The 19,557-nt window shown below is 65.5% G+C and carries 13 protein-coding genes; 4 read left to right on the top strand and 9 right to left on the bottom strand.

Going from position 1 to position 19,557, the window contains the following annotated elements; genetic code table 11:
- Positions 1–2: 2 nt before the first annotated feature.
- Genes AC1RR3_RS30100 through AC1RR3_RS30115 form a run of 4 tightly spaced genes read right to left on the bottom strand, consistent with a single transcriptional unit; the run spans position 3 to position 4,232 of the window.
- Positions 3–1,391 (bottom strand): glycosyltransferase family 4 protein, encoded by a 1,389-nt coding sequence (locus tag AC1RR3_RS30100; RefSeq protein WP_492827472.1) that lies wholly within the window; start codon positions 1,389–1,391, stop codon positions 3–5.
- Positions 1,388–2,128: an ABC transporter ATP-binding protein gene (locus AC1RR3_RS30105; protein ID WP_492827474.1), complete on the bottom strand. Its 741-nt coding sequence runs from the start codon at positions 2,126–2,128 to the stop codon at positions 1,388–1,390. The genes AC1RR3_RS30100 and AC1RR3_RS30105 overlap by 4 nt, the downstream gene beginning before the upstream one ends.
- A 3-nt stretch (positions 2,129–2,131) precedes the next feature.
- Positions 2,132–4,060, bottom strand: a complete 1,929-nt coding sequence (locus AC1RR3_RS30110) for a glycosyltransferase (RefSeq protein ID WP_492827476.1) — start codon at positions 4,058–4,060, stop codon at positions 2,132–2,134.
- A gap of 7 nt (positions 4,061–4,067) precedes the next feature.
- Complete coding sequence (locus tag AC1RR3_RS30115; protein ID WP_492827478.1) at positions 4,068–4,232, bottom strand: hypothetical protein; 165 nt, start codon at positions 4,230–4,232, stop codon at positions 4,068–4,070.
- 125 nt (positions 4,233–4,357) lie between these two features.
- Here AC1RR3_RS30115 and AC1RR3_RS30120 point away from each other — a divergent pair, with 125 nt between their 5' ends.
- Both AC1RR3_RS30120 and AC1RR3_RS30125 read left to right on the top strand, forming a co-directional pair.
- Positions 4,358–5,245 (top strand): DUF6502 family protein, encoded by an 888-nt coding sequence (locus AC1RR3_RS30120; RefSeq protein WP_492827480.1) that lies wholly within the window; start codon positions 4,358–4,360, stop codon positions 5,243–5,245.
- Positions 5,242–6,453 (top strand): DUF5666 domain-containing protein, encoded by a 1,212-nt coding sequence (locus AC1RR3_RS30125; protein WP_492827482.1) that lies wholly within the window; start codon positions 5,242–5,244, stop codon positions 6,451–6,453. Before AC1RR3_RS30120 ends, AC1RR3_RS30125 begins: the two co-directional genes overlap by 4 nt.
- Before the next feature lie 57 nt (positions 6,454–6,510).
- On the opposite strand, the gene AC1RR3_RS30130 is transcribed toward AC1RR3_RS30125, so the two are convergent.
- The 3 genes from AC1RR3_RS30130 to AC1RR3_RS30140 are packed head-to-tail and all read right to left on the bottom strand — an operon-like array spanning position 6,511 to position 12,304.
- Positions 6,511–9,621 (bottom strand): efflux RND transporter permease subunit, encoded by a 3,111-nt coding sequence (locus tag AC1RR3_RS30130; protein WP_492827484.1) that lies wholly within the window; start codon positions 9,619–9,621, stop codon positions 6,511–6,513.
- Positions 9,622–9,632: 11 nt separating this feature from the next.
- Positions 9,633–10,757 (bottom strand): efflux RND transporter periplasmic adaptor subunit, encoded by a 1,125-nt coding sequence (locus AC1RR3_RS30135; protein WP_492827486.1) that lies wholly within the window; start codon positions 10,755–10,757, stop codon positions 9,633–9,635.
- 17 nt (positions 10,758–10,774) lie between these two features.
- On the bottom strand, positions 10,775–12,304 hold the full coding sequence (locus tag AC1RR3_RS30140; RefSeq protein ID WP_492827488.1) for an efflux transporter outer membrane subunit: 1,530 nt from the start codon (positions 12,302–12,304) through the stop codon (positions 10,775–10,777).
- A gap of 240 nt (positions 12,305–12,544) precedes the next feature.
- Between AC1RR3_RS30140 and AC1RR3_RS30145 the strand changes: the two genes are divergently transcribed.
- A complete protein-coding gene (locus AC1RR3_RS30145) occupies positions 12,545–13,192 on the top strand; it encodes a TetR/AcrR family transcriptional regulator (protein ID WP_492827490.1) in 648 nt (215 codons plus the stop codon).
- A gap of 38 nt (positions 13,193–13,230) precedes the next feature.
- Here the strand turns inward: AC1RR3_RS30145 and AC1RR3_RS30150 are convergent, their stop codons facing one another.
- Both AC1RR3_RS30150 and AC1RR3_RS30155 read right to left on the bottom strand, forming a co-directional pair.
- Positions 13,231–14,595 carry a M23 family metallopeptidase gene (locus tag AC1RR3_RS30150; protein ID WP_492827492.1) on the bottom strand — a complete coding sequence of 455 codons (1,365 nt, stop codon included), beginning with the start codon at positions 14,593–14,595 and terminating at the stop codon, positions 13,231–13,233.
- Between the two features lie 110 nt (positions 14,596–14,705).
- The gene (locus AC1RR3_RS30155; protein ID WP_492827494.1) at positions 14,706–15,386 is read right to left on the bottom strand and encodes a peroxiredoxin; all 681 of its coding nucleotides are present in this window, start codon (positions 15,384–15,386) and stop codon (positions 14,706–14,708) included.
- A gap of 195 nt (positions 15,387–15,581) precedes the next feature.
- On the opposite strand from AC1RR3_RS30155, the gene AC1RR3_RS30160 reads away from it, so the two are divergent.
- Positions 15,582–19,403: a YhdP family protein gene (locus AC1RR3_RS30160; RefSeq protein ID WP_492827496.1), complete on the top strand. Its 3,822-nt coding sequence runs from the start codon at positions 15,582–15,584 to the stop codon at positions 19,401–19,403.
- The last annotated feature ends 154 nt before the right edge of the window (positions 19,404–19,557 follow it).

Genomic DNA, 19,557 nt, shown 5'->3' on the forward strand with positions numbered 1-19,557 from the left:
CCTTACGATGCGAGTTGTGTGGCGGGGAGGCTTTCCGTGCGTATCGCGTGGCCGAGGAAATCGCGGGCCTGGGTCTCGTAGCCGAACCGTTCGGCGAGCTCGTGGTGCCGCGCCCGGATCTTGCCGCGCCACTCCTCCTGCCGCGTCAGCACGCGGGTGACGGAGGCTGCGATCGCCTCGGTCGAGAACGGGTCGAAATAGTCGGCCAGCTCGCCTGCGACCTCGCGAAACACCGCGATGTCCGAACACAGCACCGGCGTGTTCGCGGCCAGCGCCTCGATGATCGGCACGCCAAAGCCTTCGGCAAAGCTCGGCATGATCAGGCCGTGGGCGTCCGCGATCAGGGCGGCCTTCTCGTGCTCGTCGACATAGCCCGCAAAACGGACGTTCGGCGGCAGATTGCGCATCCGGCTGATCTCGCCGGCATAGCCGATCACGACGAGATCGGCCTGGGGCACGCCCCGGAAGGCGCGGATGACGGTAGCGACGTTCTTGCGCGGCTCGTTGGAGACGATGACGACAAAGCTCGGCCGCCCCGGACGCCCCGACGGGGCTGGCAGGTGCAGGACATCCGGGGCGTCGAACCGGGTGCGGGGATACACGACCCGCGCCGGTAGGTGAGCAAATTGCGGCAACAGGTCCCTGAACCGCATCATGCTGTAGTTTGAAACGAAGGCGAGCTCGTCGGCCTGACGCAGGCTGGTGAGCAGCCGCGACAGGAACAGCCGCGTGGCGATGTCGCTGAGCTTGAGGTCGGTGAGCGGCAACAGATCGTGGACGACGCAGATCACCTTGGCACCGGGCCTGCGCTTGATTGCCACCCGCGTCGGGGTATCCACGACGATCACATCGTAGTCGCGCGCATCGACCCGCGGCGGCGGCAGCAGGAAGAAGGCCGAGGAATCCTGGTAGCTGTAGAAGCCGGGCTCGAGCTGGAAGTCGCGGAACAGCTCGAGATGGCGCAGGTCCGGCGGGACGTATTCGAGCGCGGCGGTCCTGTTCTCGATCAGCCGGGCGTTGAGGCCACGCAGGCCGACCGCGCGCAGCAAGCAGGCGATATAGTCCCACGACACCGACATGGTGGCTTTGTGGCGAACCCAGTCGAGCGTGCGGCGCAGGCCGCCGCGCACGACCGGCTCGCCCATATTGACCTCGTCGAGGAAGCGGTACAGCGCGAGCAATTCGATGTTGCGCGACTGCACCGGAAACAGCCTGGTGCGCCGCTCGCGCTGGCGCAGCTTGCGATAGCGCCGCGTGGTCTCCACCAGCAGCGTCAACTCGTGACCCTCGGCGGCCAGCGAGCGCATCAATTCGCGCGTGAAGTGGAAGATTCCGCGCTTGTGGTTGGGCTCGCCCAGCGCTTCGGAGACGACGAGGATATTCTGTTTCATGCACGTTTCTCGCGGAGCTCAAAGGGGGGCGTGGCCGGCGGCTCGACCGCGACGGTCGAGGCGATGCGGCCGTGATCGAGATTGATGATGCTGGTGCAGGTGCGGCGCAGCAGCGGCTGGTCGTGCGAGGCGATGATCACGATCGCGGCCTGCGATACGAGGTTCAGCAGCCGTTCCTGCGCCTTTTCCGCAAAATGCTCGTCGACCACGCTGAGCCATTCGTCGAGCAGGAGGATGTCGGCCGGAAAGGCGGTGGCGGTCGCAAACAGCACCCGCATCAGCATGCCCGAGGAGAACATCCGCAAGGGAAGCCGCTGCATGCGCGTCTCGAGCTCGGTGAAGGCCCAGATCTCGTCGATCACGCTGCGGGTCGGCTTGCGGCCGCTGATCCGCAGCAGCAGCGCGATGTTGTCCTCCGCCACGAAATCCAGATTGACGCCGGCGTTGAGGCCGAGCAGGGGCACGACATTGCCCTGGACCGAGAGGCTGCCGCTGCTCGGCGGATAGACGCCGGCGATCAGCCGCAGCAGCGTCGACTTGCCGGAGCCGTTGGGACCGGCCAGCCCGATCCGGGCGCCGGCTTCGGCCTCGATCGTGACGTTGTCGACGGCGCGGATGATCCGCATCTCGCCGGGCTCGCGGATGAGGTGCCCGAGCAGCCGTCGCTTCAGCGAGAAGTCGTAGGCGCCGTAGAGCGGGTAGTCGAGACAGATATTGCGAAGGCTGATCGAGACCATGCGTCAGATCCAGAATGCGGCTTTGCGCAGGTGGATCAGCGTCAGCACGCTCGCAAAGACCAGGAGTGCGAGTGCGACCAGCACGTAGACGAGGCTGACGGGATCGACATGGCCGCCCGCCAGCGGCTCGCGCCACACCGCGAACAGATGCGTCAGCGGATTGAGCCGCATCACCGTCGAGCGATGGTTGATCATGTCCGACGACCAGATCACGGGCGAGGCGAGAAAGGCGAGCATCAGTGTGGATTCGATGATCGGCTTGAGGTCGCGATAGCGGGTTGCCATGGCGCCGAGGACGAGGCTCAGGGCGAAGGTGCAGGCCACGAAGAGAAGCAGGCCGGGCAACGCCGCCAGCGCGTGAGAGAGGTCGTGCGGCGAGAGGACGAGCCACAGCAGCAGCGGCACGCAGGCGTTATGGAGCGCGAACAGCCCCTGGCGGAACGTGCATTGCAGGAGGAAGATGACCGGCGGCAACGCACGGTCGCGGATCAGGCTCGCCGAGTTCTGCAGCGCCGTGGTGGCATCGAGCACGACGCTGTTGAGGAAGGTCCATGCCGTCATCGACAGCGCCAGCATCGGCAGGCGTGCCAGCATGCTGGCGTTCGACATCTGGCCGATCACCGACCCCAGCACGGCGACCACGATCGCCATCTGCAGCGACATCCAGAACGGACCGAGCAGCGAGCGGACGTAGCGGTGCCGCATGTCGGACCATGCCAGCGCCCCCGCGATCCGGACCGTGTCCAGCCAGCCGGTGGCCTGCGGCAGTTCGCTGACCGCCGATCGCTCCTCATTGGATGCGGTGACGGCGTTGCGGTAGACGGTCTCCATGCCCTGCTTGAAGGCGGTGGCGGAATAGCGGGTGAGGGCGCGCGTGCGTGCCGAAAGTCCCATGCGGCGGCGGCGCTCGGGGTCGCGGATCAGTGTGTCGATGGCCTCGCCCAGCTTCTCGGCATCGCCCGGCGGCACGGTGATCGCCTCCATGCCATGGCGTGCGACGCGCGGCACCGCGGTCTCGAGCGCCGTGTTCACGACCGGCCGGCCCGCGGCCATGGCCTCGAGCTGAACGAGGCCGAAGGTCTCGGCATTGGTCACCGACGGCATCACGAAGACGTCGGCGAGGCACATCAGCTTGATGCGCTCGCAATCGTTGACCGTGCCGAGCAGGCGGACGCGGTCGCCGAGGCCGTGGAAGCGGATCAGTTCCTCGAGCCGCAGCCGCTCGGCGCCCTCGCCGATGATCCAGACCTCGAAATTGTGCGCAGCCGCGGCGCGGATCAGGACGTCAAACCCCTTGTAGGGCACGAGCCGGCCGCAGGCGAGCACGAGCCGGCCGCGATCGTTGACATGGTGCGGTTCGATCTTCGAGCAGTCATAGCGCGTGGTGTCGATGCCGAACGGCACGACGTGGCACTTGTCCTCGAATTCGCGCAAGAGCGGCGTGTTGTCGACCAGCACGTGATCCGAGACGATGATCGCCTTGGCGCGGCGCAGGGTTCGCCGCATCAGCGGTTCGATGAACCAGCGCAGGCCGGCATGGGTGACGATGTCGGCGTGCCAATGCACCACCAGCGGCCGCTTGGCGCCGAATCCGAAGGCGAAGACGAGGTCGGCAAGCGGGAAGGGGGCGTGGAGCGCGAGCAGATCGTGCTCGGCGATCTTGCGCCAGAGCCGCCAGGGATAGGCGGGGGCAGCGGGCAGCGACATCACATTGCCGAACGAGCGCACGCGCTCGACCGGCACGTCGTTGACGACGATCTCGCGCCGCTCGGCCGATTGCGAACAGACCAGGACGGCGGAGGTGAAGGCGTCCTTCAGGCTCGTGCAGATGTCGCGGATCACCGTGAGCGTGCCGCCGAACAGGTCGGGATAATAGATCTTGAAGATGTGCAGCACCGACGGACGGCGCGGCGATTCGCTGATGTGATGCATGATGTGGTCAGCCTGCGAGAAGTGCGGCGACGAAGGGGGCAGCCAGCACCGAGATGAAGATCACGCCGCGCACGAGTGCGGGCAGCATCGGCTCGATCCGGCCGTGACTCCCCCGGTCGAGCATTGGAATCGCATGCGTTGAGCTGGAGATGCGGGCCAAGCGGTCGGCCATGGTCAATGTCCCTTTAAATCGCGCCCTCAGTGGCTCCTCGTATATGTGGGAAAATTTACCACGTCAATCGTCAAATGGGAAAAAGTGGGATTGTGTCCCACGTGAGGCACCGGTACAATTCAGACATGAATGCCAAGTCCGGGTCCAAAGCAGCGGCGCCGCAGCCGAACGCTGCCGAGAAGCTGCACGCGCCGCTGGCGCGGCTGCTGCGCCCGCTCGTGCGGCTTTGCATCCGTAGCGGCATGACCTTTCCGGCGCTGGCCCAATTGCTTCGCGAGCTCTTCGTCAACGTCGCCGAGCATGATTTCGCGCTGGAAGGAAAGGAGCAGACCGACAGCCGCGTCAGCCTGCTCACCGGCATCCATCGCAAGGAGGTGGCGCGGTTGCGCGGCGCGGGCGCGCCCGTGCACGAGGCGCCGGCGGCGGTGTCACTGACCAGCGCGGTGATCGCGCGCTGGCTCGCGGCGCCTGAGTTTACCGATCCCAAGGGCGAGCCGCTGGCGCTGCCACGCACCGCCGAGGGCGATGCACCGTCATTCGAGATGCTGGTGGCCTCCGTCACCAAGGACGTGCGCCCGCGCGCGGTGCTCGATGAATGGGTCGATCGCAAGCTCGTCACCATCAACGGGAAGGACGAGATCGAGCTGGTCGAGGCAGCCTTCGTCCCGAGCGGCGAGGACGACAGCAAGTGGCACTATCTCGGCCGCAATTTGCATGACCATATCGCGGCCGCTGCGCAAAACGTTTCGGACGGGCCGCGCTTCCTCGAACGCGCGGTGCACTACAACAACATCTCGCCGAAGCTGGCGAGGCGCCTCGAGGCTCGTTCGCGCGAGCTCGCGATGGACGCGCTGAAGACCGCCAACCGCGAAGCCAATCGGGCGCTCGCCAAGGACAAGGGCGGTGACGCCCGCTGGAATTTCGGCATCTACATCTACAGCGAGGACGCCGACGAGGAGGGCGAGGCCAAGGAGGGCGGCAAAGAGGGCAGCAAGGAGGGCGGTTCCTCATGAGCCGGCCGCCGCTCATCTCCCGCCGTCTGCTGCTGACGGGATTGTGGCTCGCCGGCACGGCGATGGCCCGCGCGCAGGTCAGGCGCGGCACCGATCAAGGCATCGGGGGCACCGGAATCACGCGCGGCGATGATCACGGCATCGGCGGCACCGGCATCGTCGGCGTGATCCAGCGCTTCGGCAGCATCTACGTCAACGGCGAGCGCGTCACCTATGCCAGCGACGTTCCGGTCCGAATCGACGGCGAGGCGGCCAGCGCCAATGCGCTGCGCATCGGCCAGCTCGCCCGCGTGGTCGCGACCCGCCAGGCCGACGGCACGCTGGTCACGCGCAATATCGCGATCGCGAGCGAAGTTTCGGGCCCGATCGAATCGGTGAAGCGCGGTGAGCTCACGGTGCTCGGCCAGAAGATCGTCACCGACGGCAAGGAGAGTAAGCTCCGCGCCGGCACGCAGGTCGCCGTCTACGGCTTGCGCCGCACCGACGGCGTCATCGTTGCAAGTCTGGTCGAGCCGCGGCGCGAAGCAACCGCACGTGTCGCCGGTCTCGTCGAGCGCGGGCCCGATGGTCTGCATATCGGCGGGCTGAAACTGAACGGCGTCGATCCCCTGCTCGTCGGCCAGCGCGTCCAGATCGAGGGCAGTGCGGGCCAGGGGGCGATGCAGGCCGCGCGCACGCGGATCGACGATTTCTCCGATCTCGTCGGTGCGAGCCGCCTGTCGATCGAGGCCTATGTGCAGCGGGCGGGCGCAAACCTCCAGCTCGGCTCCGGGCTCATCGCCCGTGACGGCTCGCGGTTCGGGCCTGCGGCCGGCGAAGCGCGCATGGTGGTCAACGGCGTGTTCGATCGCTCGCGCGGCCTCCAGCTCGATTCGTCGCAGGCGATCGGCCAATTCCCGGGATCGCCGAAGCAGGCGCCCGGTGGCAGCGGTGGTCCCAACCGGTCGCCGGGTGGCTCGATCCTGTATCCAAATCGCAGCACGGCCAATCCGGGCGGCAGCCAGCCCGGCCCGGCGGGTGCGCCTGCGCCTGGATCGAGCCCCGGAGGCCCCGGAGCAAACCCCGGCGCCGCACCATCGGGGCCGAGCGGTCCGTCGGGGCCCGGCGGGTTTGGATCGCCCGGCGGCGGGCCGATGGGGCCCGGCGGCGGCATAGGTGGAGGTGGTTTCGGTGGTCCCGGAGGCGGGATGGGCGGCGGCCGGCGCTAGCGGAGCCGCGCAGGTCGGTCGCATTGCCTGGTGATCCGTGTTCGTCACGTGTTTCCATCACCGGGCTGCGTGCAGCTCGCCATTCGCTCCGAGCGCGGCCGTATCGCGTTTCACCGCATCGTCGCCCGTCGCCGTAGAATGGTCGGCTGCAAGCAGAACGTAGAACGCCGGCACCACGAACAGGGTGAACAGCGTTCCGATCGAAAGTCCGGAGGCGATGACGAGCCCCATGTTGAAGCGCGAGGCGGCGCCCGCGCCGGATGCGGTGATCAACGGCATCACGCCGATCACCATGGCCGCCGTCGTCATCAGGATCGGGCGGAGCCGGATCGCGGTTGCTTCGATGACCGCATCGCGCTTGGAGCGGCCGGCATGCTGCAGCTCGTTGGCGAACTCGACGATGAGAATGCCGTGCTTGCTGATCAATCCCATCAGCGTCACGAGGCCGACCTCGGTGTAGATGTTGAGGCTCGCGCCCTTGATGCCCAGCATGATGAAGATCAGCGCGCCTGCGATCGACATCGGCACCGAGACCAGGATGATGAGGGGATCGCGGAAGCTTTCGAACTGCGCCGACAGCGCCAGGAAGATGATGATCAGGGCAAATCCGAAGGTCGCCGCGAAACCGGAGGATTCCTGGATGAACTGCCGCGACTGTCCGCCATAGTCGATGGTGTAGCCCTTGGGCAGGGTGCGGTCCGCGATCTCCTTCAGCGTCGCGAGCGCTTCGCCGGTGATCACGCCCGGCATGGCCACGCCGGAGATGGTGGCGGCATTGACCTGCTGGAAATGGTTCAGGGATTGCGGAACCGTGGTCGTTTTCAGCGACGCCACCGTGGACAGCGGAACGGACGTGCCGTCGGAGGTCTTGATGTAGTAGTTCAGCACCTGATCGGCGTTCAGCCGCTGGCGCTGCTCGACCTGGGGGATGACCTTGTAGGAGCGACCGTCCAGGCCGAAATAGTTGACGTACCCGCCGCCCAGCAGGCTGCCGAGCGCGCCACCGACATCGCTGAGCTTCAGCCCGAGCTGCGCGGTCTTTTCCCGATCGATCAGCACTGTGGTTTGCGGCTGGTCCACTTTCAGGTCGTTGTCGAGGAAGATGAACTTGCCGCTCTTCAGGGCCTCGGCGGTGAATGCCTTGGCGATGCCGTCGAGACGCTCGAACGGGTCCGTGGTCTGGATCACGAACTGGATCGGAAGGCCGCTCGCGCCCGGCAGCGGCGGCAATTGGAACGCCACGATCTTGGCGCCGGCAACCCCGGCCATCTCCTGCTGAAGCACCGGCTGCAGTTCCGCTGCGGTCTTGTCGCGCTTGTCCCAGGGCTTCAGGACCCAGCCCGCAATCGAGCTGCCGGTGAGATCAAGCTGAAACACGCCCGCGGTTTCGGCATAGGTGGAAATGCGCCGGTAGACCTCGGCGGAATACAGCAGCTTCTGCTGCAGCGTCGCGTTCGGCGCCAGCGTCGACTGCATCAGGATCGCGCCCTGATCCTCCTCCGGTGCCAGCTCGTTCTTGGAGTTCGTATAGAGCCAGTAGATGCTGCTCAGGACCAGGGCCGCGAACACGACCGTGACCGGGATCGTCGTCAGGCTGCCGGTGAGCAGGCGCCGGTATCGATGCTGCAACGTCTCCATCCGCGCATCGATGAAGGCGACGATGCGATCGTCGAGCGTCGGCTTGCCGGTCGTCGGCGGCTTGAGGATGTAGGCGCAGCACATCGGCGTCAGTGTCAGCGCGACGACGGCCGACACCGCGACGGCGCCGGCAAGGGTAAAGGCGAACTCGGTGAAGAGCGCTCCGGTCAGGCCGCCCTGGAATCCGATCGGGACGTAGACCGCGATCAGCACCACGGTCATGGCCACGATCGGACCCGCAAGCTCGCGCGCGGCGGTGATCGCGGCCTGCAACGGCTTTGCGCCCGCGGCCAGATGCCGGTTGACGTTCTCGACCACGATGATGGCGTCGTCGACCACAAGACCGATCGCGAGCACCAGCGCCAGCAGCGTCAGGAGGTTGATCGAGAAGCCGAGCGCGAGCAGCAGGGTGAAGGTGCCGACCAGCGAGAGCGGAATCGCGATCACCGGAATCAGCACCGAGCGCCACGAGCCGAGGAACAGGAAAACCACCACGGTGACGATGAGAAGCGCTTCGACCAGGGTATGGATCACCTCGTCGATCGAGCTGTTCACGAATTCGGTGGAGTCGTAGATGATCTCGGAATTCAACCCGTCCGGCTGCTGCGCCTTGATGTCGGGGTAGACCGCGCGGATGCCCTTGATGACGTCGAGCAGGTTAGCGTTCGGCGCCACCTGGATGCCGACATACACCGCGCGCTTGCCGTTGAATCCGACCGACGATTCGTAGTCCTCGGAGCCCAGGGTGACGTTGGCCACATCCGACAGCTTGACGTTGGAGGCGCCGGCCTGCTTCACGACCAGGTCGCGAAACTCCTGCAGCGACTTCAGGTTGGTCGCGGCCGTCAGGTTGACCTGCACCATCTGGCCCTTGGTGGTGCCGAGCCCGGCGATGTAGTCGTTGGCGGACAGCGCGGTTGATACGTCCGACGCGGTGAGCCCATACGCCGCAAGCTTGATCGGATCGAGCCAGGCGCGCAGCGCGAACGTCTTGTTGCCGAGCAGTTCCGCGGTCTGCACGCCCGACACGGCCTGGAGCTTCGGCTGCACCACGCGGATCAGGTAGTCGGTGATCTGGTTCGGCGCCAGTACGTCGCTGCTGAAGCCGAGATACATGGCATCGATGGTCTGACCGACCTTGACCGTCAGCACCGGCTGCTGCGCGCCGCTCGGAAGCTGATTGAGCACCGAGTTCACCTTGGTGTTGATCTCGGTCAGCGCCTTGCCGGAATCGAAGTTCAGCCGCAGGTTGACGGTGATGGTCGAGGTGCTCGACTGGCTGTTCGACGTCATGTAGTCGATGCCGTTGGCCTGCGCGATAGCATTTTCCAGCGGCGTGGTGATGAAGCCGGCGACGATCGCCGGATCCGCTCCGTAATAGGTCGTCGTCACGGTGACGATCGCATTCTGGGTCCGCGGATATTGCAGGATCGGCAGCGCAGTCATCGACTTGAGACCCAGCACCAGGATCATCAGGCTAACGACGATCGCAAGCACCGGCCGGCGAATGAAGAGGTCGGTAAAGGACACGTTCTGGCTCCTCACTGATCGGCGGGTGCCGGATTTGGCTCGTTTGCCACGGCAATGGAGTTGTCGACCTTCAGCAGGGTGCCGTTGCGCAGCTTGATCTGGCCGGCAGTGACGACGGTTGCGCCCTGGTCGAGACCCGAGATCACCGCCACCTGATCGCCGCGGGTGGCGCCGGTCTTGATGAAGGTCTGGCGTGCGACCAGTCCCTGCTTGCCCGCGGCCTCGCTCTTGACTGCCAGGAACACCGAATCTCCGTAGGTGTTGTAGACGATGGCGGTCTGCGGCAGCGTGACGTAGCTCGTGGCGTGGCCGATGGTGAGATCGATCCGCGCGAACATGCCGGGCAGGAGCTTGCGATCTGAATTGTCGAAGATCGCGCGAACCTGCACGTTGCGGCTGGTTTGATCGACCTTGGAATTGAACGCCTGCACGACGCCCTTGAAGGTGCGTCCCGGAAACGCGTCGATGCGGGCAACGACCTCCTGCCCGACCTTGACCTGATCGACCGCCTGCTGCGGCAGTGTGAAGTCGACAAACAGACGATCGAGCGCCTGCAGCGTGACGATGGCGGTGCCCGCGGTGAGATATTGGCCGACATCGACCTGGCGCACGCCGAGACGCCCTGCAAACGGTGCCTTCAGGGTCTTCTGCTCCAGCAGCGCCTGCTGCTGGGCGACCAGCGCCAATGCGTTGCGCTCATTCACGAGATCACTGTCGACCGTCGCCTGGCTGACCGCATTGATCTTCAACTGGCCCTGATCGCGCCGCAACGTGATAGCCGAGCCGTCAGCGGTGGCCTGCAGGGATTGCAGCTTGGCGACGTCGTCCTCCTTGCGCAGGTCAAGCAGCACGTCACCCGCGGCGACATCCTTGCCGGACTCCAAGTGCACGCTGTCGACGATGCCGGACTGCTGGAGCGAGAGATCGGCGCCGTTGACCGCGCGAAACGTGCCGATGGCGGTCAGGGTCGACTGCCAGTCGCTGAGCACCGCATCGGTGGTCGACACCGTCTGCGGCGGATCGGCGAGGGCGGCCATGGCCTGCCTGATCATGCCGGCGCGGAAATTGACGAACCAGGCCAGCGCGGCGAACACCGCACCGACGACACACAGCATGATCATCATGCGCTTCAACATGGCTTCGGACTCTCGGATCAGTTGGCTGGTGGGGTCGGCTGTGCCGGCAAGGCCCCCGCGGGAGTGAATATCGCGGCAATGCCCGCGGGCTTGACCTCGGCGGCCGGTGTTTCATCGACGCGATTCCACCAGCCGCCGCCGAGCGACTGGTACAGCGCCACGGTGTCGGCATAGCGCGAGGCCTGCGCCTTCACGCGGTTGATGCGCGCCGTCAGCAGCGTCTGTTCGGCGTTGATGACGGAGATGAAGGTGGTGGAGCCGGCCTTGAACTGGGCCTGGGACATCTTCAGGCTTTCGGCCGAAGCCTTTTCCGCCTCGAGCTGGGCCTTCAGCAGATCAGCATCCGATTGAATCGCGCGGAGCGCATCGGCGACATTCTGGAACGCGGTGATCACGGTCGAGCGATATTTTGCGCCGCTCTGCTCCAAAGCTGCGACCTTGGACTCCTTGGTGTGGAACAGGGACCCGGCATCGAAGATTGGGCCCGTGACGCTCGCCGCCACGCTCCAGGCGGCCGATTGCGGCCCATAGAGTCCCGACAGCGCCGACGCGGAGCTGCCACCCGAGGCCGACAGCGTCACGCTCGGCAGCATGTTGGCCGTGGCGACGCCAACGTTCGCGCTGGCCTGATGCACCTGGCTTTCGGCGGCACGGATGTCCGGGCGCTGCCGCACCAGCAACGACGGTACGCTGACCGGCAGATCGGGCGGCAGGCGCAGGTTTGACAGCGGCACCGCCTCGCCCCTGTCCTGGCTCGGCAGCCGGCCGAGATAAGCCATCAGCTGGTTGCGATTTTGCGCGCGCGACTTTTGCAGCGGCGGCAGCGTCGCAACCGTCTGCGCCAGTTGGGCCTTCTGAGTCAGGACGTCGCTGCTGGCAACGGCGCCGAGGGCAAACTGCTGTTCCAGCAGCGCGACCAGCTGGCGCTGACCGTCGATCTGTTCCTGGGTGACGCGAATTTGCGCCGCATAGGACGCATCGCTGATAGCGGTCGTCACGACGTTTGCCGTCAATGTCAGGTAGGTCGCCTCGAGCTGGAAGCGCTGATAGTCCGCATTGGCGAGATCCGCCTCGATCCCGCGCGCCTTGCCGCCGAAGATGTCCGGCGTGAATGAAACCGGGACCGAGGTCTTGTAGAGGGTGTAAAGGGATGATGGTCCGGTTTGTCCGGACTGGGCCAGCGGCACTTCGTTGCGTGTCACACTGCTTTCCCCGGTGATCGACGGCAGCAGCGCGCTGGTGTCTGCCGCCGCAACTTCGCGGGCCTGGCGCAGCGCCGCCTGGGCTGCGGCGAGATCCGGATGGTTGTCGATTGCTTCACGGACGAAGGCTTCGATCTGCCGCGAGCGGAACACCTGCCACCAGACCGCGGGCACGTCCGCACCGTGTGCGAACCGCTGCGCCATGCCGCCGGGTCCGTCCGCGCCTTGCGTCGCGGGCAGTCGGCCCGCCGTGTAACCGCTCACCGCCGGTGCGGCCGGCGACTCGAAATCAGGGCCGACCGCGCAGCCGCCGAGGGACAGGGCAGCCTGGATAATAGGTACCAAAGCACCTCTCTGGAGCAATGTTTTAACCGACATCCGTCGCCTGTATTGAACTGAACCGTTCAGTACTTGACCGGGTCGATTAGGATTGTCAACAGTACTGTACTGTTTAGTTTTTTTGCGGCGTGCGACGCTTTGATGTACGCGCGTGCAATCAGGATCCGGTTCTTTGTTCTTTCAAGTCGTTGATGCGCCGTCATTGTGCGCGCTGACACCAGCGACACCGATTCGCCAGCCGACGGAGTGCCATCATTGATCGAAACGATCGCCCATCCTGCTCCTGAGCAGCCGAGCGCGCCGGCGGGCCGCAAGATGGACACCGTCATCCGCGCGGCGTGGCAGCTGTTTCTCGACCACGGCTTTTCCGCAACCAGCATGGACGCCGTCGCCAAAGCCGCCGGTGTGTCGAAGGCCACGCTCTACGCGTATTTCCCGAGCAAGGAGGCCTTGTTCGCCTCTTTGATCGTGGCGGAATGCGAGAGCCTGCAACACGATCTGCCGATACCCAAACTGTCGGCTGGACTATCCGAAGCGTTGCGGGAGTTCGCCAGGCAATACATCCGCACCTTCATCCACCGGAAGGACGTCGCCTTCGTCCGTATCATCGCCAACGAAAGCGGACGGTTTCCTGTGCTCGCGCGGCTGTTCTATGAGAGCGGACCCGAGGCGACGATCCGGCGGCTCTCTCAATTCCTCGAAGAGGCGAGGGCGGCGGAGCTCCTGGAATTTGACGACCCGATTGGAGCCGCCAAACAATTCCTGAGCCTGGTCCGCGGCGAGCTACCGTTGCTGATCGTGCTGGGTCTCAACGAGCTCACGGAAGGGATGATCGAACAGGAGATCGAGGCGGGACTCAATTTCTTCCTGAAGGCGTGTCAGCCTCGCGCCTGAAGCTCTCACGCATGTTTTCATGAAGGCAGAGGCCAGCTCTAGCCCGCGCTGAGGCGCACGCCGGCGCGCAGAAATTTTTGCGGGTCGACCGCTTCGCCGTCGATGCGGGTTTCGTAGTGCAGATGCGGGCCGGTGGAGCGGCCGGTCGAACCGACGAGGCCGATGACCTGGCCGAGCTTGACGATCTCGCCGACCTTGACGTTGATCTCGGAGAGATGGCCGTAGCGGGTCGAGAGCCCGTTGCCGTGATCGACTTCGACCATCCGGCCATAACCACCGGACCAGCCGGCCGACACCACCTTGCCGTTGGCGGTGACGCGGGCGGGATCGCCGGTGGCGGCGCGGAAGTCGAGGCCGGTATGCATCGCGGGCCGGCCGAGGAAGGGATCGCTGCGCACGCCGAAGCCGGAGGTGAACTCGACTTCGCCGATGACAGGCTTGCGATAGGGCACCAGCGCCAGCGTGCGATTGAGCCGATCCATCTCGGCGCGGGTGACGTTGATGCGATTGAGCTGCTTCTCGAACGGCCCGGCATTGGCCGTCAGCTTGACCGGGACGAAAGGCCCGCCCATCGCGCTGCGCGGCACGGCGGCCTCGAGATTGGCGAGGTTGAGGCCGAGGTCGCTGACGACGCCGCGCATCCGGCGCATGCGTGAATCCATGCCTTCCTCGACGGCGCTGAGCGAGGCCATCTGGCGACGCTCGACCTGATCGAGCGAGGTCGTGAGCCGGACCAGGACATTGTCAAAACCCTGGTTCTTGGCGAATTGATTGGTCGGGGGCGCCATGACAGCCGGCGCGCGTGACTCAAGCCGCGCTTCGCGATCCGGCGGCGCCACGAAGATCACGGTGTCGCTGATCGGCGACGGTTTGGGCGTGCCCTGCGTCGTGGTCTGGCCGGCGTCGCCACGCTGCGGGGCCGCGCGGGGAATCGATCCTGTCACGTCGGGCATGGCGCCCAGCGCCGTGGCCCGGGACTCCAGCGCCGTCTGGCGCTTCATGATCTGGTCGAGCTTCTGGTCGAACTGCTCCTGGTCGAGCAGCTGACGGCTGGTGGTGCGGTCGACCTTGGCGCGCAGCTCGGCGATGCGGTCCTCGTAGGCGTACTGCATCTCGGCCTGGCGGGCGATCAGCCGGGTCAGAACGTCGTCGCGGAAGGCGAAATAGGTGGCGGTCGCAGCCGACCACAGGCCGAGCAGCACGACCGTGCCGACCACAATCCAGAACACCACGGGCCCCAGGCGGACCTGCTTGCCGTGATGGACGATGGTGTAGGCGTCGTCAGCGTCGGGAAGAGGAATCGCGGCCGCCACCGCGGCGGCAGGACGCCGAGGGAAGGCTCGTCCGTGGTCGTGGGGGTGATGCTGGGGGTACTGCGAATATTGGGCAGAACTTTTCGACATCGGCACTCCCGCGCCGGTCGGATGAGTCCGTACGGCTTAATTGCCGCAGCAATCTGGGCCGGTCATGGTTAATTTTTCGGAAACGGAACCGCTAGAACTTAACGAGCTGGTTAAAGACTTCTTGCCGCTTCCAATACCTGGTCGGCATGGCCGTCGACCCGGACATTGCGCCAGATCTTGGCCACCTTGCCGTCGCTCCCGACCAGTAGCGTGGTGCGAAGAATCCCGAGGAAGCTCTTGCCATACATAGATTTTTCGCCCCAGGCGCCATAGGCCTCCAGCATCTCGTGTTTCTCGTCCGAGATCAGCGGGACGCCGAGGCTGTGCTTGTCGCGGAACTTCTCCTGAGCCTTTAACGAATCCGCGGAGATGCCGAGCACGGCGGTGCCGGCAGCGGCGAACGCGCCCGCCAGGCGGGTGAAGTCGATCGCCTCCTTGGTGCAGCCGGGGGTATCGGCGCGGGGATAGAAAAACAGAACGAGCTTCTGTCCGGCATAGTCCGAAAGGGTGGCCACGCCGCCGCCGTCGCGGGGCAGGCGGAAGGCGGGCGCCTTCTGGCCCTCGGTCAGGGCGGCCTTCGCCACGGTCGCCGATTTGGAGGAATTTAACTGTTTCGATGCGGCCCCATGCGATGCTGTCTTTGCTATGGTCCCGGTTGATTTGCGCGCCGGTGTCCGCTGTGTTTTCGCAGATTGTGTTTGAGTTGATGCTCGCGTTTTCAGGGGCTTCTTTTTAGGCGTCGGACTGCTGGAGGGCGCTTTGGGCGATTTCTTTCGGGATTTCTTGGACATACGCCTTCCTTTCGACGCTTTCGGCGGGTCAACCAAAGCGGTATTGCAGCTCTCGTCCGGCACGCCGGATTCGCGCCCCTGGCTGGGCAAGTCTGACGGCGCCGGAGTATGGTTACAAGGAATTCCACGCACCACCCCACTGCTCGTTGAACGCGCTCCCGGGGCGACATGACGAACAGCAGGAATATTCGAGGTATGGCGGCAACGCCGGGGCGGGGTGCTTCGATCCCCGTCGACGGCTGCGGTCCGGGCGGCGCCCAATCCCACGATGGGCGCCTGTATCGAGAGGCAATGGCAAGGAATACGTCGCCCCAGGATCACAATCGGGATTTCGATCGGCGCGGCGGCCATCAAGAGCCGCCGGAATGGGACGAGGCCGACTGGGACCCGGATCAGGAGGAGGAGGCGGGGCATCGCGCGCGCCGCCTGCTGTCGCGTTCCAATTCGCGTTTTCGCGTCGGTGACAACTTCTCATGGTTTCGCCGGGCCCTGCCGAGCGGACGCTGGCTTCGCCGGATCGCGGTCGTCGTAGGCGCCTTGATCGTCATCTTCGTCGGCTGTTTTGGCGCGCTGTGGTGGCGGCTCGGCGCAGGTCCCATCAATCTCGACATCGCGACGCCCTGGCTTGCGGCGGCGATCGAGGACAATATCGGCCACGGCAACACGGTTGAGGTCGGCGGCACCCAGATCGAGCGGGCCGGTCGAATCCGTATCGCCGTCCGCATCCGCGACATCATCGTCCGCGACCACGATCATGCCATCGTCGCCACCGCGCCGAAGGCCGAGGTGAAGCTGTCGGGGGCGGGCCTGCTGATGGGCCATTTGCGCGCCGAGAGCCTCAATCTCGTCGACGCCGAGCTGGCGATCCGCATTGCACCCGACGGCACCGTCACAGTGTCGGCCGGCGACACCGCAAAGCCGCTCGCAACCGGCGTTGCCTCCAAGAAGGACGCGGGCCTGCCGCCGACATTCCCGCGCAACGGCGTCCCGCCGCCGCCCTTCGCCACCGCGCCTGCGGGCCAGGACCCATCCCAAGCCGCATCGCAAACCGCACCTCAGACGACGGCGCAGAGCGGCATTCTTCAGGGGCTCGACTGGCTCGACAGTCTGAGCATGACCGGCCTCGACGGCCAGAACCTCAACGAGATCGGTCTGAAGAACGGCAATCTGATCGTCGACGATCAGCAGCGCGGCAGCAAATGGACGTTTGAGAACATCACGCTCAGCCTGCGCCGGCCGAGCCATGGCGGCGTCGCGCTCAGCCTCGGCGAGGAAGGCGCGCGCCCGTGGTCGCTGCGCGCCACGATCGGCCCCGCCGAGAATGGCGTGCGCTCGGTCGACATCCGCGCCGACAAGGTTTCCACCGCCAACATCCTGCTGGCGCTTCGGGTGAAGGATCTCACCTATACCGCCGACCTGCCGCTGACCGGGGAGCTCAAGGGCGAACTTGGCCGCGACGGCGTGCCAACCTTCTTCCGCGGCAAGATCGCGATCGGCGCCGGCAACATCATCGACACGGATACGCCCGACTATCCGATGGCAATCGACTCGGCCGAGATCAATGTCGAGTGGGACGCCAATCGGCGCGTGCTGGTCGCCCCGTTCAAGATTCTCTCGGGCGCCAACCGCCTGACGCTGCTGGCGCATCTCGAGCCGCCGAACGGCAGCATCAACGACTGGCAGCTCGGCTTCAGCGGTGGATCGATCCTCCTCGGCGGCATCGACAACGAGCCGCCACTGGTCTTCAACCGGATTGCGATCGGCTTCCGTTTCGACACCGACCACAAGCGCCTTCTGCTGACGCAAGCCGACATCTCCAATGGCGAGATCGGCGTCGCCGGCACCGGCGCGATCGACTATTCCGGCGAGCCGAGGCTGACGCTGGGTTTTGCGGGAACGCCGATGTCGGCCTCCGCGCTGAAGCGGATGTGGCCGACGCTCGTCGTGCCCGAGTTGCGCGAATGGGTGATCGAGCGGATCGAGCGCGGCACGCTCCAGCGCATCGAGATCGGTGTCAATTCGCCGACCAAGAACCTGCCGCGCAAGGGCCCGCCGATCCCTGACGACGGCCTGTCGGTGAACATCGTGGCGAGCGGCGTTGCGGTTCGGCCCGTCGATGGGATGCCGGTGGTGCACGATGCCGACCTGAAGGCGCGCGTGACCGGACGCACGGCGACCGTGACAATCGGGCAAGGCATCGCTGACACGCCCGCGGGCCGCAAGATCACGATTTCCGATTTTACCTTCGAGGTGCCGGACATGGCGCCGAAGCCCTCGCCGTCGCGGAGCAAATTCCGCGCCGACGGACCGGTGGCGGCGGCGGCTGAAATCCTGTCCAACGATCGTCTGAGCGATCTGTCGGCAACCTTTGTCGATCCCAACACCAGCAAGGGGACGTTCTCGGCCAACATCCAGCTCGGCCTGCCGGTCAAGGGCGCGCTGACCAAGGCCGACACCAGCTACGCCGTGACCGCCGACCTCAACGGCTTTGCCGCCGACAAGCTGGTGATGAACCAGAAGCTGGAGGCCAACAACCTCAAGATATCGGCCAACAACCAGGGCTATCAGGTCAAGGGCGACGTCAAGATCAACGGGCAGGCCGCCTCGCTCGACTATCGCAAGCCGACCGAGGGCGATGCGGACGTCAAATTGCAGGCCACGCTCGACGATGCGAGCCGCGCGCGTCTCGGCTTCGACCTCAGCCCCGCCGTCAGCGGCTCGTTGCCGATCAAGCTGTCGGGCAAGATCGCCGGCGGCGCTGACCAGACGACCAAGCTCGGCGTCGAGGCCGATCTGACCTCGGTCAAGCTCGACAACATCCTTCCCGGCTGGGTCAAGCTGCCGGGCAAGTCGGGCAAAGCCAGCTTCAAGGTGGTGCCGACGGCGCAGTCGACGCGTTTCGAGGACATCGTCATCGAAGGCGGCGGTGCCTCGATCAAGGGCTCGCTCGAGGTCGATCCGAATGGCGACCTCATGAACGCGAACTTCCCGATCTATTCGCCGTCCGACGGCGACAAGACGTCGTTGAAGGTCGAGCGCAGCCAGGACGGCGTGGTGCGGGGCACCATGCGCGGCGACGTGTTCGACGGCCGCGGCTTCCTGAAGTCGGCGATCTCAGGCAATTCCAAGGACGATTCCAAGAGCAAGCTGAAGAACGTCGATTTCGACATCGACGTGAAGCTCGGCGCCGTCGCCGGCTTCAACGGCGAGGCGATGCGCAGCGTCGACGCCAAGATGTCGAAGCGCGGCGGCGCCGTCAGGGCCTTCACGCTCAGCGGCAAGATCGGCCGCGACACGCCGGTGGCAGCCGATTTGCGCGGCGGGCGCGCGCAGGGTGCCCGCGAGGTGATCTATCTCCAGACCAACGATGCCGGTGCGCTGTTACGCTTCACCGACACCACCAACAAGGTCTTCGGCGGACAGATCGTGGTGGCGATGGAGCCGCCGACGTCAGAGCCTACGAGCAGGGAAGGCCTGATCAATGTGCGCGACTTCACGGTCAAGGGGATGGATCAGCTCGATCGCGTCGCGGCCGGCGGTCCCAATGGCGCGCAGAACGGCGTGTCGTTCACGGCGCTGCGCGCGGAGTTCACCCGGCAGAACGGCGCGCTCACGATCCGTGACGGCGTCGTCAAGGGACCGATGATCGGCGGCACCATCGAGGGCTCGATCGACTATCCCAGCAACCAGGTGTGCATGAGCGGCACGTTCGTGCCGATGTACGGGTTGAACAACATGTTCGGCCAGATTCCGGTACTCGGGTTGTTCCTGGGTGGTGGCAATAACGAGGGACTAATCGGCGTGACCTACGAGGTCGTCGGCACGCCGGCCGCGCCCGTGATGCGCGTCAATCCGATCTCGGCGATATTTCCCGGCGTGACTCGGAAAGTCATGGAGTTCAACACCGGCAAGCAGAACACGCCGTTCGACGAGCAGCTGCCGTCGGCACAATCCGGCGACAGCCCGACCGGATCAGCAAGGCCGCTGTCGAGCGGTTGCAACCTCGCGCGGCGCTAGCGCGGCGCTGCTTTCCGCCGGCGTCATGGCCGGGACAAGCCCGGGCATGACGATCTCCTGAAACGTTCCGCGCTGCCTACGCCGCGCGCACGCCCTTCAGGAACGTCCCGACTTCGCCGGAGAGCTGCTCGGCCTGCTTGGAAAGATTTGAGGC

The organism is Bradyrhizobium sp. GW821-FHT13H05, from assembly GCF_058804065.1.